The organism is Dactylosporangium sp. NPDC051485 (assembly GCF_040682015.1).
GTDB lineage: Bacteria > Actinomycetota > Actinomycetes > Mycobacteriales > Micromonosporaceae > Dactylosporangium.
The window spans coordinates 1-26,750 of record NZ_JBFAZW010000090.1 but is presented as its reverse complement, the minus strand read 5'-3'; the positions used below and the strand labels follow the sequence as shown (position 1 = coordinate 26,750).

Sequence of the window (26,750 nt, the reverse complement as noted above, 5' to 3'; positions counted from 1 at the left end):
ACCGCTCAGCGGACCGCGCCCGTGACGAGGTCGATGTTCCAGTACCGCTGCAACGACAGGAACAACGCGATGACCGGCAGCACGGACAGCAGCGTGCCGGTGATGACCAGCGAGTAGAGGGAGGCCTCGGCGGCGCCGTGGCGCAGCAGGCTGTAGAGGCCGACCGTGAGCGGGAACTTGCTGTCGTCGGCGATCATGACGAACGGCAGCAGGAAGTTGTTCCAGATCACGATGAACTGCAGCAGGAAGACGGTGATCAGGCCGGGCACCATGAGCCGCAGGCCGACGGACCGGAAGAGCCGCAGCTCGCCCGCCCCGTCGATCCGCCCGGCCTCCAGCAGCGAGTCGTCGACCGCGGCGGCGGCGTAGATGCGGCACAGGTAGATGCCGTACGGATTGAACAGCTGCGGCAGGATCACGCCCGCGTAGCTGTCGGTCAGCCCCACGTGGGACAGCAACAGGTACTGCGGGATCGCCAGCACGATCTGCGGCAGCAGCACACCGGCCAGGATGACGTTGAACAGCGCCTTGCGGCCCGCGAACTCGTACTTGGCCAGCGCGTACCCGGCCGCGGCGGAGATCGCCGAGGCCAGGACCCCGCCGACGCAGGCATACAGGAAGCTGTTGGCCATCCAGCGCCAGAAGATCCCGCCGTGGTACGCCGAGAGCTCCCGGATGTTGCGCACCAGCCCGTCGTCGAGGCTCGGCAGGTACGTCGCCGTGGAGAACAGGTGCGCCGGGGACTTGGTGGCGGCGATGAGGATCCACAGCGTCGGCACGATGCAGTACACGGCGCCGAGGACCAGCGCGGCGGTCGGCAGCAGGGCCACGCCGCGCCGCCCGGGGCGCTGCGGCGCCGGGCCGGGGCGGGTGCGCGGCGGGGCAGGTGCCACGGTCGCGGCGCTCACCGCTCGTCCCCGGCGATGCGGGCCTGCACCACGCGGGCGGCGGCGAACGATACGAGCAGCGCCACCACGGCGAGGACCACGGAGGTGGCCGCCGCCGAGTAGATGTCGGAGGTGACGAACGCGTCGGTGTACACCTTCATGAGTGGCACCCAGGTGGAGGAGATGGCGTTGGACAGCGGCTTGAGGGTGTTGGGCTCGTTGAACAGCTGCGCCGAGGCGAGCACGGTGAACAGGGTGCACATGGTGATCGCCGGCAGCACGAGCGGCACCTTGATGCGCAGCGCGATCTGCAGCTCGGAGCTGCCGTCCAGGCGGGCCGCCTCGTAGATCTCCGGCGGCAGGGCGCGCAGCGCGGTGTAGATGACCACCGTGTTGAAGCCGACCGCGCCCCAGACCACGATGTTCGCCACCGATCCGTAGACGCCGGTCGGGCCGAAGTAGTCGACGTGGTCGCCGCCGATCGGGCTGGTCGCGGGCAGGTACATGAAGCCCCACAGCAGGGACGCGATCACGCCCGGCACCGCGTACGGCAGGAAGATCAGCAGCCGGGCCGCCCGGGTGAAGCGGGCCCGGGCGGTGTCCAGCAGCAGGGCGAACAGCAGCGCCAGCCCGATGGTGACCGGGATCGTGACCGCGCCGACCGCGAGCATCCGCAGGACGCTGGAGAGCAGCTCGCGGTCGGCTAGCACCTGGCGGTAGTTGTCCAGCCCGGCCCAGACCACCTCGGAGCCGGCGCCGAGCAGCCCCCCGGACACCTTGCGCCGCTGCAGGCTCAGCAGCACGGCGTAGGCGCCCGGGGCCACGATGAACAGCGCGAACAGCAGCGTGGCCGGCAGCACGAGGAAATACGGCAGGGCGCTGCGCCGCCGCCGGCGCGTCGGTGGTGTGCGCATCATCCGACCTTGAAGCCGAGCTTCTTCATGTCGGCCGTGGTGCTCTCCTGGATGGTGTCGAGCGCGGCGCCGAAGGAGCCGCCGTTCTGCAGCGCCGCGCCGAACGCGTCGGTGTAGCCGCGGAAGGTGACGGTGACGTTCGGGCCCCAGATCGAGAAGCTGCGCGCCGACGGGGCGACGGACTTGACGACCGTGTAGAAGTCCGGCTGGTTGGGCAGGAACGCGGGCGGCTTCTGCAGGATCGGCAGCGACCGGCCCGAGGTCGAGGCCGGATAGACGTTGATGTTCTCCACCTGGGCGGCGACCGCGGTGTCGTCGGCGTTGAGCCAGGACACGAACTGGGCGGCCTGGGCCGGGTGGGCGGAGTCGGCCGTGACGGTCACCGCCGAGCCGCCCCAGATGCCGGTGGTCTTGTCGCCGGCGGTCCAGGCCGGCAGCGGCGCCGCCGCCCACTTGCCTTTGGTCTCGGGCGCGATGCCGCCGAGCTGGGCGGGGGCCCAGGCGCCGGAGATCCAGGTGGCGATGCTGCCGTCGTTCATCTGCTTGTTCCACTGCGGCGAGAACGACGGGTTCTTCAGCACCGTGCCGTTCTTGACCAGGCCTTCCCAGTAGCCGGCGACCTTCTTCGACGCCTGGCCGTTGATGTCGACCTTCCACGTCGTGCCGCTGGCCGTCCACCAGTCGGCGCCGGCCTGCTGGACCAGGCCGGTGAACCAGCCGGGGTCGGCGGCGTCGAAGTTGGTCATCGACACGTTCGGGGCCTTCTGGTGCAGCGTCGCGGCCTCCTGGGCGTACTGCTCCCAGGTCGCCGGCACCGCCAGCCCGTACTGCTGGAAGATGTCGGTGCGGTAGAACAGCATCAGCGGCGCGACGTCCTGCGGGATGCCGTACACCTTGCCCTCGAACGTCGTCGCGCTCAGGGTCGCTGCGTCGAAGTTGGTCACAGCCTGCTTGGTGTACTCGGTGATGTCCCGCACCACGCCGTTGGAGACGAGCGCGGGCAGCGACTGGTACTCGACCTTGGCGATGTCGGGGCCGTTCTTGGCCTGGTGCGCGGTGATCATCTTGGCGACGAGCTGGTCGCCGCCGGCCGGGTTGGAGACGGTGACGTGGATGTCGGGGTGGGCGTTGTTCCACAGCGCCACGATTTTGTCCATGTTGGGGTCCCAGTCCCAGAAGGTCAGCTCGACCTTCCCGCCGGCGCTGCCGGAGGGGCCGGGGGTGTCCTTGTCGCCGGAGCAGCCGGCCGACAGGGCGAGCGCGGCGGCGAGCACGCCGGCCAGCAGCGGCGTTCGGAAGGGAATGTTCATGGCGGTTCCTCACTCGGGGGGTGTGTGCGAGCGGAGATCCCAGACTTTTCCTTCGACTTAAGGTAAGTCGGAAGACGGGTGCGGTCAATCGGGTGGTGCCAGCGTCAGTCGGGTGGTGCCAGATCAGGCCGGCAGCGGACGGTCCGCGCCGACCAGGCCGAGCCCGCGCAGCTCGGCCCAGAACGCGGCCGGGATCGGGTGCGCGGCCGCGGCGAGGTTGCGCTCGAGCTCCCCGGCCGACTTGGCGCCGAGCAGCACGGAGGCGGGCGCGGGGTGCGCCGCGGCGAACTGCAGGGCGGCGGCGACCAGCGGCACCCCGTGCCGGCGGCCCACCGCCTCGATGCGGGCCACCCGGTCGGCCACGTCCGGCGGCACCGGCCGGTACAGGAAGTGCGCCCCCGGCACCGCGCCGGTGGCCAGGATGCCGCCGTTGAGCACCGCGCCGAGCACGACCCGCACGCCCCGCTCGGCGCACGCGGCGAACAGCTCGTCGGCCTCGTACTGCTGCAGCAGCGTGTAGCGGTTGGCCAGCAGGATGACGTCCATGTCGGTCTCGCGCACGAACCGGTGCAGCATCGCCGTCTGGTTCATGCCAGCCCCGACGGCGCCGACCGCCCCGCTCGAGCGCAGCTCGGCCAGCGCCGGCCAGGCCTCGTCGATCGCGGCGGCCCAGTGGTCGTCGGGGTCGTGCAGGTACACGATGTCGATCCGGTCCGTGCCCAGCCGCCGGAGGCTCTCGTCGAACTGGCGGAGGATCGCGTCCCGGCCGAAGTCGAAGACCGTGGTGCTCGTGTCGACCACGGTGCGGCCGACCTTCGTGGACACGATCAGGCCGTCGCGGCCGGCAAGGAAGGCGCCCAGGCGCTCCTCGGCCAGGCCGGCGCCGTAGAAGGGCGCGGTGTCGAAGTACCGGATACCCAGCTCCTCGGCCCGCTCCAGGCAGCGCTGCGCCTGCTGGGCGTCCACCTGGTCGGGGAAGATGCCCAGCGGGGCGGTGCCGAGGCCGAAGGGGCCGTTCATCGGCTCGCCCAGACCAGCCCGCGGGCGGTCAGGGTGTGCACCTCGGGCTGGCGCAGGTCCTCGATGCGGTGGCCGATGGCGGAGAAGAAAATCCGGCCGCGGCCCCACTGCCGGGTCCAGACCACGGGCATGCCGACCACCCCTTCGCCCTGGCCGCCGTCGGCCGGGTCGACGACGGTGGTGGCCAGGACCTCGTTGCGGGCGTCGGAGAGCATCCAGTACTGCTCGGTGTGCACCGTGAAGTCCCCGATGCCGGCCACGATCGGATGGTCGGCCTCGATGCGGACCCGGTGGTCGACGAACTCGGCCGGGTGGAACAGGAACAGCCCGCCGACCATGCGCAGGTACTCGTGGTCGTCGGCGAACGTGGCGACCAGCCCGCCGTGCCAGCCGGCCAGCCCGGTGCCGGCGTGGACCGCCCGGCGCAGGCCCTCGCTCTGCTGCCTGGTGAGCGTGCCGCCCGTCCAGCACTGCACGACGAGGTCGGTTCTGGCGAGGAGGGCCTCGTCGCGGTACACGTCGAGGTCCTCGGCGACGGTGACCTCGAAGCCGGCGTCGGCGAGCCCGGGCCGGAACAGCTCGGTGGTCTCGACGGGGGCGTGGCCCTCCCAGCCGCCCCGGACGATGAGCGCCTGGCGCACGGGAGCGGTCATCGCGCGGCCGTCCAGGCCGGCAGGGTCAGCGGCGTGCGCTGGACCCCGATCCACTGCCGCTTGGTGAACCCGGGCATCTGGTTCTCCGCGCCGTGGCGGGCGTGTGCGTCGTTGACGTGGACCTCGCCGGCCTGCAGCCGCTCGGCGACGCCCAGGCCGCGGATCAGGTCGGCGGTGAACACCGAGTCCATCAGCATCGGGTAGCCGTTGACCAGCTCGATCGCCTCCTCGTCGGAGTCCACCACGGTGATCGGGAGGACCGGGCCGAAGATCTCCTCCCGGAACGCGGGCATGTCCGGGGTGACCCCGGTCAGCACCGTCGGGCGGTAGAAGAGGCCATCGTACGTGCCGCCGGTGACCAGCTTCGCGCCCATGGCGATCGACGGCTCGACGATCTCGCGGTGCAGCCGGTCGCGCTGCGCCGCGCTGATGAGCGGCCCGAGGTCGGTGCCCGGGGACAGCGGGTCGCCGACGGTGAGCGCCTCGGCCCGCCGGGTCACGGCGTCGACGTAGCGCTCGGCGACCGCGCGCAGCACGATGTGGCGGCTGGCGCTGATGCAGGTCTGGCCCTGGAACTCCAGGGAGGCCACCATCGCGGCGGACGCCGCCAGCTCGACGTCGGCGTCGTCGAGCACCACGAAGGCGTTGGAGCCGCCGAGCTCCAGGCGCACGTTGCGCAGGTCGGTGGCGGCCGACGCGGCGATGGCCAGGCCCACCGCGCGGGAGCCGGTGAAGTCGAGCAGGTCGACGCCGCGGTGCTCGGCGAGCGCGTGCCCGGCGTCGGGCCCGTCGCCGGTGACGACGTTGAGCACGCCCGGCGGCAGGCCCGCCTCCCGCGCGGCCCGGGCGAGCACCTGGCCGCCGATGATCGGGGTCAGCTCGGCCGGCTTGAGCACGACCGTGTTGCCGAACGCCAGGCCGGGCGCCACCGCCCGCATGGCGAGGTTCATCGGGTAGTTCCAGGGGGTGATCACGCCGAGCACCCCGAGCGGGACGGCGCGCGACATCGACAGCTTCCCGGCCTTGTACGGCTGGAGCAGCTCCCCCGCGCTGTCCGTGGCCTGCACGGCGGAGATCTGCAGCTGGCGGATGCTCGCGCCCACCTCGTCCTCGGCCTTGGCCCGCACGCCGCCGGTCTCGCGCATGCTCTGCCGGACGAGGTCCTCGTGGTGGGCCTCCAGGTAGGCGCCGAGGCGGCGCAGGAATCCGGCCCGCTCGGGGGCGCCGAGCGCGGCCCACCCCGGCTGCGCGGCCCGCGCGGCCCGCACCGCCAGGTCGACGTCGGCCGCGTCGCCCCGCCCGTAGGTGCCGATCGGGGCGCCGGTGGCCTTCTCCAGCACCGGGCCGGTACGCCCGCCGAGCGGGTCACGGAACGTTCCATCGATGTAGAGCTGGCCGTCGCCGGCAGGAGGGGTCATGTGCGGACTCCCGTGGAGGCACTTATGTTACGACTTAAGGTAAGTGCTCGAGGGAAAGCCGTCAATGGCGCCGGCGGTGGCGTCAGCGGGCGTTCGCGGGTCCGCCCGTCGCCAGCAGCTCGACGACCGGGAGCGTGGCGGCGCCGAGCGCGACCGCGTCGGTGCCCAGCTCGCCGAGCCGGATCTGCAGCTGCCCGTAGAGGTAGGGCAGGGCATGGCGGCGGGCCGCCGCCCGCACGGCCGGGAGGATCTGCGGCCCGATGACCTCGGCCACCCAGCCGGCGAGCACCACCCGGTCGGGGTTGAGCAGGTTCACCAGGTTGGCGATGCCGATGCCGAGGTACTCGGCGGTGGTGTCCAGCACGCTCGCCGCCGGGCCGGGACCCGCGGCCCGGGCCGCCAGCTCCGCCAGCCGGCCCTCCGTGCCGACGGCCGCGATGGGCCCGGCGCCGGGCAGCTCCGCGTAGCGCGACAGGACGGCCTCGGCCCCGACATACGCCTCCAGGCAGCCCCGCGACCCGCAGCGGCAGGGCGCGCCGCCGACCGTGATGACCGTGTGGCCCCACTCGATGGTGCTGCTCGTCGCCTCGCGCGAGCCGGGCCCGGTGGCCAGCGCGGCGCCGATGCCGACGCCCAGCAGCGCGACCACGCTGCGGCTCGCGCCCCGCCCGGCGCCCCGCCACATCTCGGCCTGGCCCAGGGTCCGGGCGACGTTGTCGATGTGCAGCGGCGCGGTGACGCTCGCGGCCAGCATCTCGTCCAGGCGCACCCCGGACCAGCGCAGCGTCGGCGCGTGCACGGCGGTGCCGTCGCCGGTCGGCTGCACCGCCCCGGGCACGCCCACCCCGACGCCGAGCAGGCGGGCCGGGTCGACGCCGGCCTCCGCGGTGACCTTCGCGATGCCGGCGCTGACCATCCAGGCCACCGACTCCGGCTCCAGACTGGTCTCGGCGATGGCGAAGGTGGTGCTGGTGACGCGCTGCAGCGTCCAGTCGAACAACCCGACCTGCACGTGGGTCTCGCCGATGTCGACCCCGACCACATTGGCGAACTCGGGCCGCACCCGCAGCAGCGTGCGCGGGCGTCCGCCGTCGGAGTCCTCGGAGCCGATCTCGGCGATCATCCCGTCGGCGACCAGGTCGCCCACCACGTTGCTGACCGACCCCGAGCTCAGCCCGGAGGCCTGCATCAGCTCGACGCGGCTCGCGGTGCCCTGGTGGTAGATGAGCGACAGCAGCGCGGCCCGGTTGCGCCGGCGCAGGTCGCGCGTGGTGTGGCGCATGACGGGGAGCACGCCGCCAATTGTGCCAGACCCGCCGATCACCGCCCGCGGGCGCGAGCCCGCGCGGGCCGCCCCCGGGGATTCACCGGAGCCGGTGCCGTGCCGGCGGTAGTGTTCCCGGCGTGGAGGGGCGCAACCGGCAGCTCGCCCGCCCGGTGCGGCGGGTCGAGCGCGACCCGGGTGCCGAGTGGGAGGCGGGCGCGTGGTGGGCCCGCATTCCCGCCGTCCGCGCGGTGCTGGACGCCGGGCTCAACCTGCCGGCCGGCGTGACGTTCCTCGTCGGCGAGAACGGCTCGGGCAAGTCCACGCTGATCGAGGCGCTGGCGGAGGCGTACGGGCTGAATCCGGAGGGCGGCTCGCGCAGCGCGATGCACCGCACCCGCCGCACCGAGTCCCCGCTGGGCGCGGCGCTGCGGCTGGTGCGCAGCCCGGGAGGGCGCGCCGACGCCTACTTCCTGCGCGCGGAGACCACCCACGGCCTCTACACATACCTGGAGGACCTGCCCGGCTCCCGCGACACGGACCTGCACGAGCGCAGCCACGGCGAGGGATTCCTGGCGCTGCTGGAACGCAGGTTCACCGGCCCCGGCTTCTACCTGCTCGACGAGCCCGAGGCCGCCCTCTCCTTCACCTCCACCCTCAGCCTCATGTCCCGCATGGCGGCGCTCACCGACGCCGGCGCCCAGCTCGTGGTGGCCACCCACTCCCCGGTGCTGACCGCCCTGCCCGGCGCGACCGTGCTGGAGCTCGGCGAGCACGGCATCCGCCCGGCCGCCTGGTCCGACCTCGCCGTCGTCGAGCACTTCCGGGCGTTTCTCGACCGGCCCGACCGGTACCTGCGCCACCTGCTGGACTGACCCGCCGAGGCCCGCGTGCGCCACGGGGCTATCGTGACCGCGCGCCCGAGCGACGTCGATGGCTGAGCGCGCTGGTGCTGCTGCTGTGGCTGGTGCTGTTCACGCGGCTCGCCCTGCCGGGCGCCATCGACATCGTCGCCGCGTACGACATCTGGGACGCCGGCAGCGGCGGGAACCACTACTCGGCCATGCCCAGTTGAACCGGCTCGGCATCATCAACATATGCGGATACGACAGTTCTGGGGCGTGCGGCTCTGGCCGGCGGTCCTGCTCGTCTGGGTGGTCCGCGCCGCCGTGGTGGCGGTCCCCATCGTGGGCGTCTGGTGCGTCTGGATGGGTACCCGCAGCTGGGTCGACACGGTCGAGGCGGCGGTGCCCGGCGCCGGCATGGTGTGGGGGGCGCTGGTCGTGGCGGCCGACTCGTCGGACTGGCTGCCCGCGGCGGTGGCGCTGCGGTACGAGATCGCCGCCGACGACGGGCGCGAGTACCACCACGCAGCGCTGGCCAACCACATCGCCGAGCGGGACCCGCGCCGGGCCGAGCACCTGCTGCGCCTCGGCGTCGCGGGCGGCGGCCTGCCGCACTGCCTGAATCTTGTCCAGCTGCTGTGCCGGCCGGGTCGCGCCGCCGACCTCGAGGCTCTCCTGGCCGACCTCACGGCGACGGGCACGCGGGGGCAGCTGGCCTGGGCCGTGCAGGAGTACCACGGCGAGCCGGCGATCGCCGCGCCGCTGCAGGGCGGGGTGGCCGCCCGCTCCGGCGACGAGCTGGATCACGAGCTGCACGCCGCCCTGCTGGCCGGCATCGGGTCGTTCGACGAGGCGCTGGCCGCGCACGACAGGGCGGTGCGGGCCCGCGGCGGGCGCGAACCGAGCGAGCCGTCCGTCGAGGCGATCCTGCGCACCGCCCGGGCGCTGCTGCGCGCGCAGCGGCGCGAGGACGCCGGACGCGTGCTGCGCGCCGGGGGCGAGCACCGCGAGGTGCAGCACCTGCTCGACCACATGGCGCGCGGGCGGTAAGCGCCTGGAGCACCCCGCCACCCGGCCGCCCGTGGAACAATCGAGCACCATGAAACGGGGCCTGGTTTCCGTGGCCTTCCTGGCGCTGCTGGCGGTCACGCTCGGCTGCTCCATCGGGGAGGCGCTGCAGGATCCGGGCGACCCCGTCGACATGACCACGGCCACCATCGCCGGCACGTGGCACGCCGGCACCGCGCGCTTCATCACCTTCAACGAGGACGGCACCTTCACCGCGCTGAACCTGCCGCACGAACTGTTCGAGGACTACCCCACCAGCCCCGACCCGGCAGCGCCGCCGATCGACGCCGCCGGGCGGTACACGCTGAACCGCGGCTCGAACGCCACCGATGGCCCGCACGCGGACGTGAAGCTGGCCATCGACGAGCACACGAAGGCGGACGAGCACCTCGGCTCGGTCACCATGAACGCGCTGCGCCCCGGCGACGGCCAGGTCTACCTGGTCTTCTTCTACTCGGGCAGCGGCGGCAACAGCTGGACCGGCTACCTGAAGTGCGCCGCCGACTGCTTCCCGCCCCGCCCCTACGGCACCACCTCGTAGCGCCCGGCAGCACCCGCGCCGCCAGGCGGCCCAGCAGCACGGCCCACTCCGGCGGGGTCGATCGTGCGGGCCCGCGACGTCACAGCGAGCACCCCGCTCAGCAGCGCACGGTCACGGTCCATGGGCTGATCGCGGGAGGGGTCATCGGCCGATGGGACGGAAGCGGGAGCCATGAATACGCGACCCGAAAAAAGGGCCTTACCATCGGCCGATGATGCGTGTGATTCCCGTGGAGTTCGCGGGAGAGGGTTCCGGCGAGGACGAGCTGTCGTGGGGGCAGCGAGAGATCTGGCAGGCCCTCGTCGAGCAGAAGTCCTGGATGCCGCTCGGCGGGACACTGCCGCTTCCCGATGGGCACACGCTGGACGACGCCGTCGAGCGGCTGCGGTACCTCATGTCCCGCTACCAGTCGATGCGCACCCGGCTGGCGTTCGTCCCCGACGGCACGCCCCGCCAGGTGGTGCACGCCGCCGGCACGATCGGGCTGGAGGTCGTCGACGCCGGCGACGCCGACCCCTACGAGGTGGGGCTGGCCGTCCAGCGCCGCTACGAGGAGACCGAGCTCGACTTCGCCACCGAGTGGCCGGTGCGCATGGCGGTCATCGAGCGGGGCGGCACCCCGACACACCTGGTCGCCATCGTGAGCCACCTGGTCATGGACGGCGGCGGCTCGGCGGTGATGCTGGCCGAGGGCGAGCGCAACGAGACCGCCCCCGTCAACGGCTTGCAGGCCCTGGAGCAGGTGCGGTGGCAGCGCTCCCCGGCCGGGCAGCGGCAGAGCGCGTCCGCGATCCGGCACTGGGAGAGCACCATGCGGGCCATCCCGCTGCGCCGGTTCGCAAACGACGGCGACCCGCAGTCGCCGCGGTACTGGCGCGGCGAGCTCAACTCCACCGCCCTCGAGCTCGCGCTGCGCACGCTCGCCGCGCGCACCCAGGTCGACCCGGCCGTGATCATGCAGACCGTCTACGCGGTGACGATGGCCCGCGTCGGCGGCGTGAACCCGGTCGCGACCCGGCTCATCACCAGCAACCGGTTCCGCCCCGGCCTGGCCGAGGTCGTCGGGCCGGTGTCGCAGACCAGCCTGTGCAGCATGGACGTGGCCGGGGTGCCGTTCGCCGAGGCGCTGGACCGCGTGCGGCGCGCCGCGATGTCCGCACACAAGCACGGCTACTACGACCGTGCCCGGCTGGAGGAGGTCACCGCCGAGGTGATCCGCGACCGCGGCCCCGAGTTCGACCTCAACTGCTTCTACAACGACCGCCGCGGCCCGATCCGCCCCGAGGCCGTCGACCCGGCCGACATCCGCGCGGCGCTGCCGCACACCACGATGGACTGGCCGATCAAGCGCGACGAGATCTACGCCCGGCTGTTCCTCAACGTCGACGACGGCACGGCGTTCGGCTCGACCGGCAAGGTGCTCCTGCGCATCGAAATCGACACCCACTTCGTCGCCCCTTCGACCGCGGAGGCCCTGCTGTACGGCATGGAGCAGACGGCGGTCGACGAGGCCACCGCCCCGTAAGACGCGGTCGTCGACAAACACGTCGTCCGGCCGGCGCCACGCGACGCTACGCAGATTTGCGTACGTCGGAGCCTCTGTGAGGTTGACGCCGGCCCCGGCCGGAGCGCGGACGATCGAGCCATGCAGAGACTGCTCCTCGTCGTCGCGATCATTTTCGGTCTGGTGCTCGCGTACCCGTACCTGAGCCTCGATGCCGGCGGCAGCCGCATCGACGTGGGCGGCGGCCTGCACTACTCCATGCTGGTGGCGCACGTCTTCACGGCCGCGGTGGCGCTCGTGCTCGGCCCGCTGCAGTTCGTGCCGAAGGTGCGGGCGCGCCGGCGGCTGCACCGCACGCTCGGCCGGGTCTATCTCCTCGCCGGGGTCCTGCCGTCGGCCCTGACCGCGATCCCGGTCGCGGTGTGGTCCGGACGCCTCCTCACGCAGATCGGCCTGACCACCGCGGCCGTCCTGTGGCTGGTCACGGGCGGCCTCGCGTACCGGGCGGCCCGCCGGCGCGACTTCGCCGGCCACCGGGCGTGGATGATGCGCAACTACGCGCTGACGTTCCTCGCCGTCACGGCGCGCATCATCGTCCCCCTGCTCCTGCTGGTCCAGATCCCGTTCGGTGGCGCCGACCCGGGAGCGATCGGCGAACGCGCACCCGCGATGATCCCGATCGGTCAGACCCTGGGCTGGATCGTCAACCTGATCGTGGTCGAGAGGCTCATCCGGCGCCGTCGTGCGTAACGGTGGTGCCGCCCGGCCTGGGCTAGGCCGGCACCTCGGCGGCGTGGCCGAGTTCGCGCAGCGCGGCGCGGATGCGGCCGGCGGCGTCGTCCAGCGCGGCCGGGTCGGGGTGCTGGTCGGCGCGGCCGAAGTCGAAGTCGTCCATGCCCCAGGTCGGGAAGACGTGCAGGTGCACGTGTGGTACCTCGAAACCGGCCACCACCAGGCCGACCCTCGGCGCGTCCCAGACCCGCTGGACGGCCCGCCCGACGTGCTGCGCCACGGCCGTGCACCGCGCGAACAGCCCGTCCTCGGCCGTGGTCCACTGGTCGATTTCCTGCCGCGGTACCACGAGTGCGTGCCCCGGCCGCAGCGGCGCGATGCTCAGGAAGGCCACCACGTCCGGGTCCTGCCACACGAAGCGCCCGGGCAGCTCCCCGGCGATGATCTTCGAGAAGACGGTGCTCATGGGGCCCACCCTACGCATCGACGGGGTGATCGTGCTGAAGACTGGAGGCATGAGCGACACCACCCTCCGCGTGGGCCTCGTGGGCTACGGCCTCGCCGGCTCCGCGTTCCACGCGCCGCTGATCAGTTCGACGCCGGGCCTGCGGCTGGCCGCGATCGTCACCGCCGACCCGGGCCGCCGCGCGAGCGCCGCCGAGGCCTACCCGGACGCCCGGCTCGTCGAGCGGGCCGAGCAGCTGTGGGCCGCCCCCGGCGAGCTCGACGCGGTCGTCATCGCCTCGCCGAACCGCACCCACGTGCCGCTGACCCGCGCCGCGCTGGAGGCCGGCCTGCCCGTCGTCGTCGACAAGCCGCTGACCCGCACGGCCGCGGAGGGCGCCGCGCTGGCCGCCCTGGCCGCCGAGCGGGGCCTGCTGCTGACCGTGTACCAGAACCGGCGCTGGGACGGCGACTTCCTCACCGCCCGTAAGCTGGTCGAGGACGGCGACCTCGGCCGCGTGCTGCGCTTCGAGTCGCGCTACGAACGCTGGCGCCCGGTCCCCAAGGGCGGCTGGCGCGAGAGCGGGGACCCCGCGGAGGTGGGCGGCCTGCTGTACGACCTGGGCAGCCACCTGGTGGATCAGGCCCTCCAACTGCTCGGTCCGGCCACCGAGGTGTACGCCGAGGTCCTCACCCGCCGCGCCGGCCTGACCGTCGACGACGACGTCTTCGTGGCCCTGCGCCACGAGGGCGAGGCCCGCTCGCACCTGTGGATGAGCGCGCTGGCCGCCGCCCCCGGCCCCCGGCTGCGGGTCCTGGGCGACCGGGGCGCCTACGTGAAGTACGGGCTGGACGTCCAGGAGGACGCCCTGCGCGCCGGCCGCCTACCGACGGAGCCCGGCTGGGGCGAGGAGGACCCGGCGCAGTACGGCGTGCTCACCGACTACGACGGCGCCCAGCGCACCGTGCCGACCGAGCCGGGCGCGTACCAGGACTTCTACGCCGGCCTGGCCGCGGCCCTGCGCGACGGCGGCCCCGCCCCGGTGGACCCCGCCGGCCCGATCGCCGCCCTGCGCGTGCTGGAGGCCGCCCGCGAGTCCGCCGAGCGCGGCGAGGTCGTCCGCCTGCCCGTGTAGGCCGTTCGCAGGGCTTGGACACGAGCTGCACGGCGGGCGCGCCGGCCACGGGCGCCCGCCGGACGGCAATGCCGCAAGTCACTCCTGGCTTCCGTAGCGAAGATCACTCTCAGTACGTACAACCCGGGGCAAGGGCGTCTCGGGATAGTCTGAGCCGTGTCGACCTTCATGGCTTGCGCCGCGGCCGATCTCGAGCCCGGCGCCGACCCGCGGCAGCTGCTCGAGGCGATCGCCGAGGCATCCCGCCAGCAGCCGCTGGCGCAGCACGCGACGCAACCCGCCGCGGCCTGGATCCGCTCCACCGACGAAGGCGCCCGCGTGTCGCTGCTCGCCGACAGCGGCAACACCTGGCTTGCGGAGGCGCTCGCCATCGCGGCCGCGCGGGTGCCCGGCCTCCGCCGCGCGATCCTGGCCCTCGACCACGACGAGTACGGCGCCGAACACATCATCCTGGCCGGCTCCGGCGAAGGCCTGCGCCGGCTGCAGCACGTCTACGTGTACCCGGACGGCGAACCCGACGACGAGTTCGAACCGACCCTGACGGACGTCGCGGTGCCCGACGGGCTCGACGTGGCCCCCGACGGGACCGTCAACGGCCCGGCGTCCTGGTCCGCGGTCGCCGCCCTGTACGGCGTCCCGCTCGAACCGGTCGAGCGCGCCGGCCGCTACGCCGAGGTCGCACACGAGGAACTCGGCACGATCTTCACCCCGTTCGAGCCGTGGTGGGAAGCCGTGCATGCCCGGTACCCCTTCGAACTGGGCCAGCCCGACCTCGCGCTCGGCCCGGCCTGACCACTACGGTGCGGGGGCGGGCAAGGCCGGCAACCGCCGCCGCCGGACCCCTGGCACCGTGACGCCCACGCGCCGCATCCGGCCAACCAATCACCTGCACGTCACGGTGTAGGAAATCGACATCCCTCTACCCTCTCCTGCACCCTCGGCCATTTCGGTATTGATCAGTTTGCATTGCGTGGGCCCGCGCCGCATGAACGATCAGTCGTGAACGCGCCGTCCTCCCGCGGCCGGCGCTCGTCACGGAGGGAGCGGGCATTGCGGCCCAGCATGCACCGACGTGTCCCCCTCGTCGCCGGATTGTCGGCGACGGTCCTGATCCTCGGCGGGCTGCCCGCCGGCGCGGCGCCGCCGGGATCGCCCCGGCCCGTGCACGCCGGGGACCGGGCGGCCACCGCGCATCGCCACGGCGTCGTGCACGGCTTCGCGCCGGGCGACGGCGACGAAGAGGGCACCAGCGACATCATGGAGCAGGCGGACCAGTGGAACGAGGCCCGCAGCGCGCCCGGCATCGTCGCGCCCGGCGCCTACTCGGCCGCGTGGGCGCAGCTGCAGTCGCTGCCGCGCACCGGCGGTCGCTGGCTCGACGAGACGGGCCTGCCCTACAACTCGGACGACCCGCGGTACCGCGACATCAACTCCAACTCGTCGGGCGGCGCGGGCAACGTCACCGGCCGGGTCGTGGGCATGGCCGCCGACGACCGCGGCGACGTGTACGCCGGTTCGGCCAACGGCGGCGTGTGGCGCTCCACCACCGGCGGCGGCCGCTGGCAGCCGATCTCCGACAGGCTGCCCGCGCCGGCCACCGGCGACCTGCGCCTGGACGGGCGCGGCCGGTTGTGGTTCGCCACCGGCGAGGCCAACACCAGCTCGACCAGCTTCGTCGGCACCGGCGTGTACGTGCTCGCCGACCCCCGCCACGGCGAGTTCTCCCCGTCGGACCGGGTCGGCGGCACGGAGCTGGAGAACACCACGATCCGGGCGCTGCGCTTCGGCGGCGACACGGTGTGGGCGGCCACCAGCCGCGGCGTGTGGACGCACTCCACCACCAGCCTCGCGGGGCCGTGGCACCTGGAGTTCGCGCCCAACCCGGCGTTCCTGCCGGGCGGCACGGACGCCGGCGACGAGGACGCCCCGTACAAGAACATCACCAACGACGTCGCCATCGACCCGCGCGACCCCTCGAAGGTCGTGCTCGCCGCCGGCTGGCGCAGCGGCGACGACTACAACGGCTTCTACACCAAGGTCGGCGGCGCCTGGCAGAAGGTCACGCTCGCCGGCGACATCGCCAGCGACCCCGACAACGTCGGCGCGGTCACCTTCGGCCGCTCCGCTGACGGCTCGAAGTACTACGCCATCGAGCAGTCCCCCGAGATGCTGGCGACGAACGGCGACAGCAACCTGTACGGCGTCTTCGTCTCCGACAGCGGCTCGCCGTTCGGCCCGTGGCGGCTGGCCGCCGACTACCACAAGCTGGCCGCGTCCGGCTCGGCGAACACCGCGCCCGGCTACATGCCCGGCGTCCAGGCCTGGTACAACCAGTTCCTCCAGGTCGACCCGAAGGACCCGCGGCACCTGTACGTCGGGCTCGAGGAGGTCTTCGAGACCAAGGACGCCGGAGCCACGTGGACGACGCCGGGCCCGTACTGGAACTTCAACTTCCCGTGCTGGAGCATCGACCCGTCGAAGCAGACCGGCGACTGCCACCAGACCGTCCACGCCGACCAGCACGCCGCCGCCATCGGCAGCAACGGCGGCCAGCCGTACCTGCTCGTCGGCGACGACGGCGGCATCTACCGGCGGCCGGTCAACGGCAAGGCCGACGCGTCCGGCCACGCCACCGACTGGGCGTCGCTCAACGACGGCAGCATGGACGTGCTGCAGTACTACTCGGTGGGCGTCGGCGCCGACCGGCAGGGCCGCACCGCGGGCCTGGCCGTCAGCGGCGGCCTGCAGGACAACGGCCAGTCGATCCTGCGCCCCGGCGACCGGGTGATGGGCTCCAACTTCGGCGGCGACGGCGGCGACACCATCGTCGACCCGGCCAACGGCTGCAACATCGCCGCCGAATACGTGTACCTCGCCCTGTCCGTCACCAACAACTGCGCCGTCAACGACGGCTCCTGGATGAGCGACCCGAGCAAGGTCTCCAGCCGCGGCATCGCCCCGCCCGACAACGCCCTCGGCTCGGCCGGCGCCCGGTTCATCGCGCCGATCGCCGCCGACGGCAAGGACTGGGTGGCCGGCGGCACCCACGTGTGGGTCCAGCACAACGGCTTCGACATCCAGTCCGGCGCCGACTGGGTCAACGTGTTCGACCTCGGCAAGGGCCACGTCTCCACCGGCGTCGCGATCTCCGGCGGCCTGGTCTACGTCGGCTGGTGCGGCCCCTGCAACAACCAGGGCTTCACCCGCGGCATCGCGGTCGGCAGGGCCGACGGCACCGGCTGGCACCAGCTGAGCCTGCCGGTCGACGGCGTCATCCCCAACCGGTACGTCTCCGGCTTCGACGCCGACCCGGCCGACCCGAACCACGTCTTCGTGGCCATGAACGGCTACTCCCGCAAGTGGACGGAGGGCCCGGGCGCCGGCGTCGGCCACGTCTTCGAATCCCGCGACGCGGGCGCGCACTGGACGGACATCTCCTCGAACCTGCCCGACATCCCGGCCAACGCCGTCAAGGTCAGCTGGGGCGGCGGCCTGATCGTCGGCACCGACCTGGGCGTGCTGTACCGGGCGCCGGGCCAGACCGGCTGGAAGGTCCTCGGCCGCAACCTGCCCACGACCACCACGATGCAACTGCGCACCGGCCTGCAGGGCCTCCGCCTGTACGCCGCCACCCACGGCCGCGGCATCCGCTCCTACGACCTGTGGCAGCTCCTGCTCCTCGGCTGACCCGCTACCGGGGGCGCGGAAGTGTCTTCCGCGCCCCCGCCTCGTTCCCGCTCAGGGACACTTGGTGGTATGGATCAGGCGCAGCCGCGGGTCGGTGTCGGGGTGTTCGTGGTGCGGGGCGGGGAGTTCCTCATGGGGCGGCGGCGCGGCGCCCACGGCGCCGGGACGTGGTCGGTGCCGGGCGGGCACCTCGAGTACGGCGAGTCGTTCGAGGAGGCGGCGGCCCGGGAGGTCGCCGAGGAGACCGGGCTGGAGGTCGGCGGCCTGCGCGTCGCCGCGGTCACCAACGACGTGTTCGCCGCCGAGGGGCGCCACTACGTGACCGTGTGGATGGTCGGCGAGTGCCCGGACGGGGAGCCGGAGATCCTGGAACCCGGCAAGTTCGTGGACCAGGGGTGGTTCGGGTTCCAGAGCCTTCCCGAGCCGCTGTTCCTTCCCTGGGTACAGCTGCTGAGCTCCCCCTTCCTGCCCGGCGTGCGGCGGCAGGTGGAGGAGCTCAGCAACTCCGTTACCAGGGAATCGGGCCCTCGTCACTGAAGAAGCCACCGGTCGGGCCGTCGCCCGGGAAGGTGGCCAGCTCGACCACGATCGCGCATCGGCGGCCGGATCGACACGGTCCTCGCGCTGCACGTGGAGGACGGCCGCATCGCCGGCGTCTAAGGCCTGTTTCATAACTGAGGCGGGGCTGCGGCGGGCCCAGATTCCGTCTGGCGGCGTCCCGCGGAAGCCCGGTTACAACACCGGTAGCCTGGCTCCCGCGGGCCACCACCAGACGAAATCTGGACTCCGCCTCGCTCCCACCCCAGTTATGAAACAGGCCTTACGCGGTGCGCAATCCCGAGAAGCTCGCGTACCTCGGCGACAAGGCCGCGCTGAGCCGCTAGCCGCAGGGTCGGTCCCGGCGTCATGCGGACCGACCCTTCACGAGTGTTTTTCGGCTTACGGCTCCCATGATCAGGTCATGTCGAAGCCCGTTCGCCATTCAGCTCGAGCTTCTTCCGCAGCTCCGCGACGACGCGGCGAGTCGTGTCGATGTCCTTGATCGCCAGGTCCTCGGAAAGGCCGTTCGCCCACGGCACTTGCAGCCGGCTGGCCTCGTCGTACGTCCGGCGCCCCTTATCGGTCAGCACGACGAGTGACGCGCGGCGGTGATGCGGGTTCTCCTCGAGTGTCACGAACCCCATCTTCTGCAAGTCGTTCACGATTCGCTGCACATTCTGGCGATTTCCGCCCATGTCGCGGGCGAGCCACGCAACGGGCTGGGCGTGTTCGGCGTCGATGATGGCTCGGAGGACCTGCCAGCGGGTACTCGTCAGCCCGAGCTGCGCCACCATCCGGTCGCCTGCCGTCACGAGGAGGCCGTTCAGCCTCAGTACGTCGATGACGAGGTCGGTCAAGGCGTCGGCGGCCCGCGTGCGATTGGTCGTCATCTGTCACCATGCTGTTGTATTGACATCACCATGTCAAACTCCTACGCTCCATAGCACCACGTTGACATCATACAACCAACGTGGCCTGAAAGGAGCGCCTGTCATGCCGGTACTTCGCCCCCTCGACCCCGCGTTTCCGATCGACCGACAGCTCGCGGTGGATGCCACGCCCGTCGTACTCGTGAACCTGGTCACGCTGGACAAAGCCGATGAGCCACGTTTCCTCGAGGCATGGCAGAACGACGCGGCCTTCATGAAGCGGCAACCGGGGTTCATCTCGACTCAGCTTCACCGCGCCATCGGGGACAGTTCGACCTATGTGAACTACTCAGTTTGGGAGTCGACGGCCCAGTACCGCACCGCCTTCACGCATCCAGAGTTCAAAGCCGGCCTCGCCGCGTATCCGTCCTCCGTGGTCGCCACTCCGCACCTCTTTCAGAAGGTCGCGGTGCCAGGCATCTGTATTGCCTAGCGCTGGAGACTTGTATCCGATTGTGCGCCTTCAATGCTGGATGGAAGAACCCGAACCTTTATGACGTCCAGGTTCGAGGAGCAGCATCCATCATCGCCGCGATTAAGAAGGCGGGAATCAAAAGGGTGCTGTGGGGTGGGTGCGCCTGTGGCAGCTCCTCTCGGATGCATTGCAACTCGAGCACATGATCATGTGTCAACACCTGTTCGCAGAGTTCAGCCTCAAGGACGGCGCTCGCGATGGCTTGACTGCCGAGCAGGCCGACGCCGCAGCAGCGGGCCACCAGCGCCGAATACCCGCAGCACGCAGCGGACTTCCCAGCTGCCGCGACGTTCGTGTTCTGTGCGAACGAAGCAGGACCGCTCCGTCCGGCGGCGCGATATCGAAGCCGGGAGACTTGCCCGGCAACCCCTCGACGTGACAGGGAGTAAGGCGATGATCGTTGTTACCGGAGCCACCGGGCAGTTCGGCCGCCACTCGGTGGAGAACCTGATCAAGATGGGTGTGCCCGCCGAGCGGATCGCGGTGGCGGTACGCAGCCCGGAGAAGGCAGCCGACCTCGCCGGCCGCGGTGTGCAGGTCCGGCAGGCGGACTACGACCGCCCCGACACCCTCGCCGCCGCGTTCACGGGCGCCGACAAGCTGCTGTTCGTCTCGACCACCGGGCCGGACGATCTGCGCATCATCCAGCACCGCGCGGTTGTCGACGCGGCGAAGGCGGCCGGCGTGGGTCTGGTCGCCTACACCTCGATCGCCGACGCCGACACCAACCCGATCAACGTCGCGCGGGTGCACCGCGACACCGAGCAGGCGCTCGCCGCCTCCGGCCTGCCGACGGTCCTGCTGCGCAACGGCTGGTATACCGAGAACTACACCGCCGCGCTGGCCGGCGCGGTCGAGCGCGGCGCGATCGTCGGCTCCGCCGGACAGGGGCGCATCGCCTCGGCCACCCGCGCCGACCTCGCCGAAGCCGCCGCCATCGTGCTGGCCGGTCAGCAGCCGCAGTCCGGCAAGGTCTATGTACTCACCGGCGAGGTCGCCTGGTCGCTGCCGGACCTGGCCGCCGAGGCCGCCGCGGTCTCCGGCAAGCCGGTCACCTACACCGACCTGCCCGCCGAGCGGTACGCGCATGTTCTCACCGGCGCCGGGCTACCCGGCTTCCTGGTCGAGCTGCTCGTCGACGCCGACGTGAAGGTTTCCCAGGGGGCGCTGCAGACCGTGACCAGCGACCTCGCCGCGTTGCTCGGCCGCCCCACCACCACCCTGCGTGAGGCCGTCATCGCGGCCCTGCGGCACTGACCGAGCCCGCACCCGAGGCCGCCGCGCGGCGGCCCTGTGCCTGCTCAGAACGCTACCAAGACCGCACCGCTTACGGCTGACGGGGCTTCGCCCCAGCCCGACGAGGCGTCGTGTCGTGGTGTCGTGGTGGGCGCTGTGGACAGCCTGGTGGTCAGGCGGCACGAAGACACGAAGACCAGCACAAACGCAAGGAGCGGCCGCATGAGTACGCAAGCCGACGCCATCATCGGGGAACCCGCCGCGTCCCCGCCACCGGCGGATCGCGGTCCCCGCGCCTCGCTGCAGGTGCTGCGGGTCGTCGCGGTCCTGCACTCGCTCGCGTTCCTCGGCCAACCGGTGTTCGCCGGCGGGTTTCTCATGGGCGACGTCGACTCGCTCGCCCTGCACGACATCAACGCATTCGTCATCACTGGCCTGGACCTGGCCCAGCTCATCTGCGCGGTGGTCTACTTCTGGGGCGGGCGCGGGCGGGTGTGGCCGATCTGGGCCAGCCTCGCGGTCGCGTTGGCCGTCGAGGTCCAGGTGGGCATGGGGTACGAACGCCTGCTCGTGGTGCACCTGCCGCTCGGGGTCTCACTCACCGTCGGCCAGATCCTGATCACCATCTGGTTGTTCAGCGCCGGCGCCGCGTCCGCCCGGCCGCGCCGCTCCCGCCGGTCCCGCCCGTCGCCCGCGGACGGTGCGCGGTGAAGCGGCGACAGGTCCTCGGCGCGCTTGGACTGTCGGCGCTCGGCGCGGCCAGCCTCGGCGGTCTGACCCTGCCGGTCCCGCGCGGGCAGACCGGTGAACTGGTGCACAGCCGGGTCCCGCTGCCCCGGCCGTTCCAGGTGCCGCTGCCGATCCCGGCGGTCGCCCGGCCGGTACGCACCGACGCGACCACCGACTTCTACGAGATCGTCCAGCGCGAGGCGGACCTGGACATCCTGCCGGGCGTGCGCACCCGCGTCCTCGGCTACGACGGAACGTTCCCCGGCCCCACGCTGGTCACCCGCAGCGGACGCCGGGCCGTGGTCACCCACCGCAACGACCTGCGAGTGCCGGTCGCCGTGCACCTGCACGGCGGGCACACGCCCGCGGACAGCGACGGCTACCCGACCGACCTCATCCAGCCCGGCGGCCGACGCGACTACAGCTATCCGATGCGACAGCGGGCCGCGACGCTCTGGTACCACGACCATCGGATGGACTTCACCGGTCCGCAGGTGTACCGGGGGCTCGCGGGGTTCCACCTGGTCACCGACGACGAGCAGGACGCGCTCGGCCTGCCCTCGGGCGAGCGGGACGTCCCGCTGATGATCAGCGACCGTTCCTTCGACGAGGACGGCTCGTTCCGGTACCCCGCGAACCACCACGGGGCGGGCGTCGACGACGCGCACACGGAGGGGGCTCTCGGCGACGTCGTCCTGGTCAACGGCGCGCCCTGGCCGGTGCTGGAGGTCGCGGCCGCCCGCTACCGGCTGCGGCTGCTCAACGCGTCCAACGCGCGCCGGTACCGCCTCGGCCTGGACCCGGCGCGGACGCCGCTGGTACAGATCGCATCGGACGGCGGCCTGCTGGAACAGCCGATCGAGCACTCCACTGTGCTCCTCGCCCCCGGCGAGCGGTGCGAGGTCGTCGTCGACTTCGCTGCCTTCCCACCGGGCACGGAGATCACACTGCGCAACGGCCTCGGAAGCGGGGGTGCCGCCGACGTGATGCGGTTCCGGGTCACCGGTCGCGGCAGCGACGACAGTCGAATCCCGCGGCACCTGAGTCTGATCGAGCCGCTGCGGGCGGACCGGGCGGTGCGCACCCGCACTTGGACCTTCCGCCGGGCGCCCACCGGCGAACACCCGGGCTGGCTGCTCGACGGACGCCCCTTCGACCCCGACCGCATCGACGCCGACGTACGGCTCGGCGAGATCGAGGTGTGGCGGTTCCAGTCGGACCTGCACCACCCCGTCCACGTGCACCTCGACCCGTTCCAGGTGCTCTCCCGGCGCGGTAAGGGCCCCGGCCCGCTCGACAAGGGCTGGAAGGACACTGTGGACCTCGCGCCCAGCGAATCGGTGGACGTGGCCGTACGGTTCACCGACTACCCGGGCCGGTACCTGCTCCACTGCCACAACCTCGAGCACGAGGACATGGCCATGATGGCCGCGTTCCGCACCACCTAGACGTCTCCGCCCACGAACTCACCCACGTCGGCATCGTAGGCGAACGGCGGCGTCCAACCTCGCACCTCCCGACCACACGATCACCATCGTGGAAGCCACCAAACCCAGCCCCGCCAAACGAAAGAACCCCAACAACACCACTTAGGTCAGCGGTATTGCCGCTAGCCGACGTTCTTGCGCTGCTCGCCCGACTCGGCGCCGGCGATCACGGTGGCGAGCTCGGCGCCCGGGTCGGCCGGGGCGACGCCCGGGTCGGATGCCGCGGCGGGCTCGGCGGCATCCTTGGGCGCCGGGCCGACCGCCGCGGCCAGCAGGGCGGAGTTCGGGATGTTGAGCGGCCCGTCGGCGGTCTCCAGCATGGTGTACAGCAGGCCCGCCGACACGACGATGCCGACGTGCGGGCCGTTGATGGCACCGGACATGACCCGCACCTGCTGGCCCGGTACGTAGGGGCGGGCGAAGAGCAGTACCAGACCGGCGAACAGGTTGCCGAGCACCGGCTGCGCCGCCAGGCCGACCACGATGCCGGTGATGGCCCCGCCGACGAGCACCTGGCGCAGCTGGACGCCGAGCAGGTCGCAGACGGCCAGGGCGGTGATCAGGTACCCGGCCAGCAGCACCATGAGCCGCAGCGGCGTGCCGGCCGCGTCACCGGCCCGGGCCACCACGATCCGGCGCACCTCGCGGGCCGCGCTGCGGGTGGCCGCCAGCCCGAACACCACGGTCAGCAGCGCGCAGCCGTAGGCGACCAGCCGCACGCGCAGCGACTGGGCGTGCACCCCGCCGACGTCATGGCCGGCGACCAGGGCGCCCAGGGCGAGCGTCCCGAAGACCAGGGTCTTGCGGAAGTCGGGCCGCACCCGCAGGTCGATCGCCCGCCACGCGTCCAGTGTCACGGTGTGGTGATTGTCGCCCACGCGCCGTGCCCGCCAACCCATAGCCGCTTCCTCCTTCTCCCGATCCGGCACCGTTCGTGACCATACCCGGGCCCGGTTGGGGGTTGCGGTTCGACCGTGCGCGTCCTCGGTCACCGGCGCCATCCAGCGCCTGCTCGGCGTCCCGCCTATGACGCGGCCGCGGCCACCCGGAGGTCGGGTAGCCGCGGCCGCGTCGGCGTCGCTGCAGGTCGCATCGGCGTCACGTCAGTGCTTCAGGTCGAAGCGGTCCAGCTCCATCACCTTCGTCCACGCCGCGACGAAGTCGGCGACGAACTTGTCGCGGGCGTCCTGGCTGGCGTAGACCTCGGCGAGGGCCCGCAGCTGGGAGTTGGAGCCGAAGACGAGGTCGACCGCGGTGGCCGTCCACTGCAGTTCGTCCGTGGTCACGTCCCGGATCTCGTACACGTTCTCCTCGGACTCCGACGCCTTCCACCGGGTGCCCGGGGCGAGCAGGTTGACGAAGAAGTCGTTGGTGAGCAGGCCGGGCCGCTCGGTGAACACGCCGTGCCCGGCGGCGCCGACGTTGGCGCCGAGGCCGCGCAGGCCGCCGACGAGGACGGTCATCTCCGGCGCGGTCAGGTCGAGCATGTAGGCCCGGTCGACGAGCAGCGTCTCCGGCGGGAGCTTCTCGCCGGCCCGCACCCAGTTGCGGAACCCGTCGGCCCGCGGCTCGAGGACCGCGAAGGACTCGACGTCGGTCTGCTGCTGCGTGGCGTCGGTGCGGCCCGGGCGGAACGGCACGGTCACGTCGGCGCCGGCGTCGCGCGCCGCCTGCTCCACCGCCGCCGAGCCGGCCAGCACGATCAGGTCGGCCAGCGAAATCTTCGCGCCGCCGGCCGCGTTGAACTCGCGCTGGATGCCCTCGAGGGTGCTCAGCACCGGGGCGAGCCGCTCGGACTGGTTGACCTCCCAGGAGCGCTGGGGCTCCAGGCGCAGCCGGGCCCCGTTGGCCCCGCCGCGCTTGTCGGTGGAGCGGAAGCTCGCGGCCGCGGCCCAGGCGGTCGAGACCAGCTGGGCGGTCGTGAGGCCGGACTCGAGCACCTTGGCCTTGAGGGCGGCGATGTCGGCGTCGCCCACGAGGTCACCCTCGACCGCCGGCACCGGGTCCTGCCACAGCTGGGACTCGGGAACCCAGGGCCCGAGGAAGCGGCTGACCGGTCCCATGTCGCGGTGCAGCAGCTTGTACCAGGCCTTGGCGAAGGCGAGCGCGAACTCGTCGGGGCGCTCCAGGAAGCGGCGGGAGATCTTCTCGTACACCGGATCCAGCCGCAGCGACAGGTCGGTGGTGAGCATCGTCGGCCTGTGCCGCTTCGACGGGTCGTGCGCGTCGGGGATGATCGCCTCGGCGTCCTTGGCCACCCACTGCTTGGCACCGCCGGGGCTCGTGGTGAGCTCCCACTCGTAGCCGAAGAGGATCTCGAGGAACCGGTTGCTCCACTGGGTCGGCCGGTCGCTCCACGTGACCTCGAGCCCGCTGGTGATCGCGTCGGCGCCGGCGCCGGTGCCGTGGCTGCTCAGCCAGCCCAGGCCCTGCGCCTCGATCGGGGCGCCCTCCGGCTCCGGCCCGACGTGCTCGTCGGCGATCCCGGCGCCGTGGGTCTTGCCGAAGGTGTGGCCGCCGGCGATGAGGGCGACGGTCTCCTCGTCGTTCATCGCCATCCGGCCGAACGTCTCCCGGATGAAGTGGGCCGCCGCCCGCGGGTCGGCGCTGCCGCGCGGCCCCTCGGGGTTGACGTAGATGAGCCCCATCTCGGTGGCGCCGACGTCCGGCACCATCTCGGAGTCGCTCACGTACCGCTCGTCGCCGAGCCAGTCGTCCTCCGGGCCCCAGAAGATCTCCTCGGGCTCCCACACGTCCTCGCGGCCGAAGCCGAAGCCGAAGGTCTTGAACCCCATCGACTCCAGGGCCACGTTCCCGGCGAGCACGAGCAGGTCGGCCCACGAGATCTTCTGGCCGTATTTCTGCTTCACCGGCCACAGCAGCCGGCGCGCCTTGTCGAGGTTGGCGTTGTCGGGCCAGCTGTTGAGCGGGGCGAAGCGCTGGGCCCCGTCGCCGGCCCCGCCGCGGCCGTCGGAGATGCGGTACGTGCCGGCCGCGTGCCAGCTCATCCGGATCATGAGCCCGCCGTAGTGGCCGAAGTCGGCCGGCCACCAGTCCTGCGACGTGGTGAGCACCTCGACGATGTCCCGCTTGAGCGCGTCCACGTCGAGCTTCGCGAACTCCGTGGCGTAGGCGAAGCCCTCACCCAGCGGGTTGCTCTTGTCCGAGTGGGCGTGCAGCACCGACAGGTCGAGCTGGTTGGGCCACCAGTCCCGGTTCGTGTGCGCCCGCCGCCCGGCCTTCGGCGTCGGCGAGTCGATGGCCGGGTTCTCGCTCTCGCTGCCGTGTGCGGTGACGGAGTCGTGCGCGACCGGACAGCCGGCCGCATTTTGGTCCTTGATGTCGCTCATGTCAATCCCTCCGAAGTCACATAACGACCATATGCCGATTTTCTGGAAGCGATCCACTTTTCCGGATTCACCCCACTCAAGCGGGTTCTCAGCCGGCACTCAGCGAAACCACACCGGCCTGACGCACAGTTGACGCAGGGTCTCGACGGTTTGATGGAGGTACCAGATGGGACTTGTGCTCTGGCTCGTGAGCCTGGCGTTGCTGGCGTTCCAGGTGTTGCTGCTGGCCCGCGCCGCGCTGGACTGGAGCTTCGTGCTCGCCGGTCCGGCCGCCGCCGGCTCGGTGCGCAACCGCCTGGCCGTCGGCGTGCGCGCCATCACCGAGCCGGTCCTGGCCCCGGTGCGCCGCGTCCTGCCCCCCGTCCGCATGGGCGGCGTCTCCCTGGACCTGGCGTTCATCGTGGTCTTCCTGGCCATCATCCTGCTCCGCGCGGTGATCGGCGCGCTGTAAGCCCCAAGAACCCCCGCCACCGGCCGACGGCGCCCCCGCGCCACCCCCCCCGCCGCCCCCCCCCCCCCCCCCCACGCCCCCCCCCGACCCGCGGAGGACCACCAGGCCGGCCTCCGCCAGGCCCACGCGG

General features: G+C 72.2%; 27 protein-coding genes. 15 read left to right on the top strand and 12 right to left on the bottom strand.

The window, feature by feature from the left end; translation table 11 throughout:
* Window positions 1-5: 5 nt before the first annotated feature.
* The 7 genes from AB0M46_RS37780 to AB0M46_RS37750 all read right to left on the bottom strand — a co-directional run bounded on the left by AB0M46_RS37780 (window position 6) and on the right by AB0M46_RS37750 (window position 7,496).
* Window positions 6-908, bottom strand: coding sequence for a carbohydrate ABC transporter permease (locus AB0M46_RS37780; RefSeq protein ID WP_363344271.1), 903 nt, complete (start codon window positions 906-908; stop codon window positions 6-8).
* Entirely contained in the window at window positions 905-1,801 is an 897-nt protein-coding gene (locus AB0M46_RS37775) for a sugar ABC transporter permease (protein ID WP_363344269.1), read from the bottom strand. The genes AB0M46_RS37780 and AB0M46_RS37775 overlap by 4 nt, the downstream gene beginning before the upstream one ends.
* Window positions 1,801-3,111 (bottom strand): sugar ABC transporter substrate-binding protein, encoded by a 1,311-nt coding sequence (locus AB0M46_RS37770; RefSeq protein ID WP_363344267.1) that lies wholly within the window; start codon window positions 3,109-3,111, stop codon window positions 1,801-1,803. The genes AB0M46_RS37775 and AB0M46_RS37770 overlap by 1 nt, the downstream gene beginning before the upstream one ends.
* 123 nt (window positions 3,112-3,234) lie before the next feature.
* Entirely contained in the window at window positions 3,235-4,131 is an 897-nt protein-coding gene (locus AB0M46_RS37765) for an aldo/keto reductase (RefSeq protein ID WP_363344265.1), read from the bottom strand.
* Window positions 4,128-4,784: a ThuA domain-containing protein gene (locus AB0M46_RS37760; RefSeq protein WP_363344263.1), complete on the bottom strand. Its 657-nt coding sequence runs from the start codon at window positions 4,782-4,784 to the stop codon at window positions 4,128-4,130. The genes AB0M46_RS37765 and AB0M46_RS37760 overlap by 4 nt, the downstream gene beginning before the upstream one ends.
* Window positions 4,781-6,202, bottom strand: a complete 1,422-nt coding sequence (locus AB0M46_RS37755; RefSeq protein WP_363344261.1) for an aldehyde dehydrogenase family protein — start codon at window positions 6,200-6,202, stop codon at window positions 4,781-4,783. The genes AB0M46_RS37760 and AB0M46_RS37755 overlap by 4 nt, the downstream gene beginning before the upstream one ends.
* A gap of 82 nt (window positions 6,203-6,284) precedes the next feature.
* Window positions 6,285-7,496, bottom strand: a complete 1,212-nt coding sequence (locus AB0M46_RS37750; protein ID WP_363344259.1) for an ROK family transcriptional regulator — start codon at window positions 7,494-7,496, stop codon at window positions 6,285-6,287.
* A gap of 110 nt (window positions 7,497-7,606) precedes the next feature.
* On the opposite strand from AB0M46_RS37750, the gene AB0M46_RS37745 reads away from it, so the two are divergent.
* The 4 genes from AB0M46_RS37745 to AB0M46_RS37730 all read left to right on the top strand — a co-directional run bounded on the left by AB0M46_RS37745 (window position 7,607) and on the right by AB0M46_RS37730 (window position 9,920).
* Window positions 7,607-8,341 (top strand): AAA family ATPase, encoded by a 735-nt coding sequence (locus tag AB0M46_RS37745; protein ID WP_363344257.1) that lies wholly within the window; start codon window positions 7,607-7,609, stop codon window positions 8,339-8,341.
* Window positions 8,342-8,415: 74 nt separating this feature from the next.
* The gene (locus AB0M46_RS37740; RefSeq protein ID WP_363344255.1) at window positions 8,416-8,541 is read left to right on the top strand and encodes a hypothetical protein; all 126 of its coding nucleotides are present in this window, start codon (window positions 8,416-8,418) and stop codon (window positions 8,539-8,541) included.
* Between the two features lie 22 nt (window positions 8,542-8,563).
* Window positions 8,564-9,361 (top strand): hypothetical protein, encoded by a 798-nt coding sequence (locus AB0M46_RS37735; protein ID WP_363344253.1) that lies wholly within the window; start codon window positions 8,564-8,566, stop codon window positions 9,359-9,361.
* A 49-nt stretch (window positions 9,362-9,410) separates the two neighbouring features.
* Window positions 9,411-9,920 carry a hypothetical protein gene (locus AB0M46_RS37730; RefSeq protein ID WP_363344251.1) on the top strand — a complete coding sequence of 170 codons (510 nt, stop codon included), beginning with the start codon at window positions 9,411-9,413 and terminating at the stop codon, window positions 9,918-9,920.
* Here AB0M46_RS37730 and AB0M46_RS37725 read toward each other — a convergent pair.
* The gene (locus AB0M46_RS37725) at window positions 9,902-10,042 is read right to left on the bottom strand and encodes a hypothetical protein (protein WP_363344249.1); all 141 of its coding nucleotides are present in this window, start codon (window positions 10,040-10,042) and stop codon (window positions 9,902-9,904) included. The two genes, AB0M46_RS37730 and AB0M46_RS37725, sit on opposite strands and share 19 nt — an antisense overlap.
* Window positions 10,043-10,131: 89 nt before the next feature.
* Between AB0M46_RS37725 and AB0M46_RS37720 the strand changes: the two genes are divergently transcribed.
* Both AB0M46_RS37720 and AB0M46_RS37715 read left to right on the top strand, forming a co-directional pair.
* Complete coding sequence (locus AB0M46_RS37720) at window positions 10,132-11,445, top strand: condensation domain-containing protein (protein ID WP_363344247.1); 1,314 nt, start codon at window positions 10,132-10,134, stop codon at window positions 11,443-11,445.
* Between the two features lie 120 nt (window positions 11,446-11,565).
* Window positions 11,566-12,174 (top strand): DUF2306 domain-containing protein, encoded by a 609-nt coding sequence (locus AB0M46_RS37715; RefSeq protein ID WP_363344245.1) that lies wholly within the window; start codon window positions 11,566-11,568, stop codon window positions 12,172-12,174.
* Window positions 12,175-12,196: 22 nt separating this feature from the next.
* On the opposite strand, the gene AB0M46_RS37710 is transcribed toward AB0M46_RS37715, so the two are convergent.
* Complete coding sequence (locus tag AB0M46_RS37710; RefSeq protein WP_363344243.1) at window positions 12,197-12,622, bottom strand: HIT family protein; 426 nt, start codon at window positions 12,620-12,622, stop codon at window positions 12,197-12,199.
* On the opposite strand from AB0M46_RS37710, the gene AB0M46_RS37705 reads away from it, so the two are divergent.
* From AB0M46_RS37705 to AB0M46_RS37690, 4 genes are all read left to right on the top strand, one after another.
* Window positions 12,597-13,736 carry a Gfo/Idh/MocA family oxidoreductase gene (locus AB0M46_RS37705; protein WP_363344241.1) on the top strand — a complete coding sequence of 380 codons (1,140 nt, stop codon included), beginning with the start codon at window positions 12,597-12,599 and terminating at the stop codon, window positions 13,734-13,736. The two genes, AB0M46_RS37710 and AB0M46_RS37705, sit on opposite strands and share 26 nt — an antisense overlap.
* Before the next feature lie 156 nt (window positions 13,737-13,892).
* Window positions 13,893-14,528 carry a hypothetical protein gene (locus tag AB0M46_RS37700; RefSeq protein WP_363344239.1) on the top strand — a complete coding sequence of 212 codons (636 nt, stop codon included), beginning with the start codon at window positions 13,893-13,895 and terminating at the stop codon, window positions 14,526-14,528.
* 270 nt (window positions 14,529-14,798) lie between these two features.
* Complete coding sequence (locus AB0M46_RS37695) at window positions 14,799-17,423, top strand: glycosyl hydrolase (protein WP_363344237.1); 2,625 nt, start codon at window positions 14,799-14,801, stop codon at window positions 17,421-17,423.
* A gap of 69 nt (window positions 17,424-17,492) precedes the next feature.
* Complete coding sequence (locus tag AB0M46_RS37690; protein WP_363344235.1) at window positions 17,493-17,960, top strand: NUDIX domain-containing protein; 468 nt, start codon at window positions 17,493-17,495, stop codon at window positions 17,958-17,960.
* Window positions 17,961-18,382: 422 nt separating this feature from the next.
* On the opposite strand, the gene AB0M46_RS37685 is transcribed toward AB0M46_RS37690, so the two are convergent.
* Entirely contained in the window at window positions 18,383-18,853 is a 471-nt protein-coding gene (locus tag AB0M46_RS37685) for a MarR family winged helix-turn-helix transcriptional regulator (RefSeq protein ID WP_363344233.1), read from the bottom strand.
* Window positions 18,854-18,956: 103 nt separating this feature from the next.
* Here AB0M46_RS37685 and AB0M46_RS37680 point away from each other — a divergent pair, with 103 nt between their 5' ends.
* The 4 genes from AB0M46_RS37680 (at window position 18,957) to AB0M46_RS37665 (ending at window position 22,780) form a co-directional block, all read left to right on the top strand.
* Window positions 18,957-19,325: an antibiotic biosynthesis monooxygenase family protein gene (locus AB0M46_RS37680; RefSeq protein WP_363344231.1), complete on the top strand. Its 369-nt coding sequence runs from the start codon at window positions 18,957-18,959 to the stop codon at window positions 19,323-19,325.
* 435 nt (window positions 19,326-19,760) lie between these two features.
* Window positions 19,761-20,624 (top strand): SDR family oxidoreductase, encoded by an 864-nt coding sequence (locus tag AB0M46_RS37675; protein WP_363344230.1) that lies wholly within the window; start codon window positions 19,761-19,763, stop codon window positions 20,622-20,624.
* A gap of 201 nt (window positions 20,625-20,825) precedes the next feature.
* On the top strand, window positions 20,826-21,314 hold the full coding sequence (locus tag AB0M46_RS37670) for a hypothetical protein (protein ID WP_363344228.1): 489 nt from the start codon (window positions 20,826-20,828) through the stop codon (window positions 21,312-21,314).
* A complete protein-coding gene (locus AB0M46_RS37665; protein WP_363344226.1) occupies window positions 21,311-22,780 on the top strand; it encodes a multicopper oxidase domain-containing protein in 1,470 nt (489 codons plus the stop codon). Before AB0M46_RS37670 ends, AB0M46_RS37665 begins: the two co-directional genes overlap by 4 nt.
* Window positions 22,781-22,941: 161 nt before the next feature.
* On the opposite strand, the gene AB0M46_RS37660 is transcribed toward AB0M46_RS37665, so the two are convergent.
* Together AB0M46_RS37660 and katG are read right to left on the bottom strand one after the other, a co-directional pair.
* The gene (locus tag AB0M46_RS37660) at window positions 22,942-23,676 is read right to left on the bottom strand and encodes a mechanosensitive ion channel domain-containing protein (RefSeq protein ID WP_363344224.1); all 735 of its coding nucleotides are present in this window, start codon (window positions 23,674-23,676) and stop codon (window positions 22,942-22,944) included.
* Window positions 23,677-23,922: 246 nt separating this feature from the next.
* Window positions 23,923-26,169 carry a catalase/peroxidase HPI gene (gene katG, locus AB0M46_RS37655; protein ID WP_363344222.1) on the bottom strand — a complete coding sequence of 749 codons (2,247 nt, stop codon included), beginning with the start codon at window positions 26,167-26,169 and terminating at the stop codon, window positions 23,923-23,925.
* A gap of 166 nt (window positions 26,170-26,335) precedes the next feature.
* Here katG and AB0M46_RS37650 point away from each other — a divergent pair, with 166 nt between their 5' ends.
* Window positions 26,336-26,620 carry a YggT family protein gene (locus AB0M46_RS37650; protein ID WP_363344220.1) on the top strand — a complete coding sequence of 95 codons (285 nt, stop codon included), beginning with the start codon at window positions 26,336-26,338 and terminating at the stop codon, window positions 26,618-26,620.
* The last annotated feature ends 130 nt before the right edge of the window (window positions 26,621-26,750 follow it).

Coding starts and splice junctions, on each gene's coding strand:
- AB0M46_RS37760 (WP_363344263.1), bottom strand. CDS start 4,784: ATGACCGCTCCCGTGCGCCAGGCGCTCATCGTCCGGGGCGGCTGGGAG.
- AB0M46_RS37690 (WP_363344235.1), top strand. CDS start 17,493: ATGGATCAGGCGCAGCCGCGGGTCGGTGTCGGGGTGTTCGTGGTGCGG.
- AB0M46_RS37775 (WP_363344269.1), bottom strand. CDS start 1,801: ATGCGCACACCACCGACGCGCCGGCGGCGGCGCAGCGCCCTGCCGTAT.
- AB0M46_RS37650 (WP_363344220.1), top strand. CDS start 26,336: ATGGGACTTGTGCTCTGGCTCGTGAGCCTGGCGTTGCTGGCGTTCCAG.
- AB0M46_RS37765 (WP_363344265.1), bottom strand. CDS start 4,131: ATGAACGGCCCCTTCGGCCTCGGCACCGCCCCGCTGGGCATCTTCCCC.
- AB0M46_RS37695 (WP_363344237.1), top strand. CDS start 14,799: ATGCACCGACGTGTCCCCCTCGTCGCCGGATTGTCGGCGACGGTCCTG.
- AB0M46_RS37705 (WP_363344241.1), top strand. CDS start 12,597: ATGATCTTCGAGAAGACGGTGCTCATGGGGCCCACCCTACGCATCGAC.
- AB0M46_RS37720 (WP_363344247.1), top strand. CDS start 10,132: ATGATGCGTGTGATTCCCGTGGAGTTCGCGGGAGAGGGTTCCGGCGAG.
- AB0M46_RS37770 (WP_363344267.1), bottom strand. CDS start 3,111: ATGAACATTCCCTTCCGAACGCCGCTGCTGGCCGGCGTGCTCGCCGCC.
- AB0M46_RS37725 (WP_363344249.1), bottom strand. CDS start 10,042: ATGGACCGTGACCGTGCGCTGCTGAGCGGGGTGCTCGCTGTGACGTCG.
- AB0M46_RS37675 (WP_363344230.1), top strand. CDS start 19,761: ATGATCGTTGTTACCGGAGCCACCGGGCAGTTCGGCCGCCACTCGGTG.
- AB0M46_RS37735 (WP_363344253.1), top strand. CDS start 8,564: ATGCGGATACGACAGTTCTGGGGCGTGCGGCTCTGGCCGGCGGTCCTG.
- AB0M46_RS37670 (WP_363344228.1), top strand. CDS start 20,826: ATGAGTACGCAAGCCGACGCCATCATCGGGGAACCCGCCGCGTCCCCG.
- AB0M46_RS37710 (WP_363344243.1), bottom strand. CDS start 12,622: ATGAGCACCGTCTTCTCGAAGATCATCGCCGGGGAGCTGCCCGGGCGC.
- AB0M46_RS37715 (WP_363344245.1), top strand. CDS start 11,566: ATGCAGAGACTGCTCCTCGTCGTCGCGATCATTTTCGGTCTGGTGCTC.
- katG (WP_363344222.1), bottom strand. CDS start 26,169: ATGAGCGACATCAAGGACCAAAATGCGGCCGGCTGTCCGGTCGCGCAC.
- AB0M46_RS37755 (WP_363344261.1), bottom strand. CDS start 6,202: ATGACCCCTCCTGCCGGCGACGGCCAGCTCTACATCGATGGAACGTTC.
- AB0M46_RS37730 (WP_363344251.1), top strand. CDS start 9,411: ATGAAACGGGGCCTGGTTTCCGTGGCCTTCCTGGCGCTGCTGGCGGTC.
- AB0M46_RS37685 (WP_363344233.1), bottom strand. CDS start 18,853: ATGACGACCAATCGCACGCGGGCCGCCGACGCCTTGACCGACCTCGTC.
- AB0M46_RS37680 (WP_363344231.1), top strand. CDS start 18,957: ATGCCGGTACTTCGCCCCCTCGACCCCGCGTTTCCGATCGACCGACAG.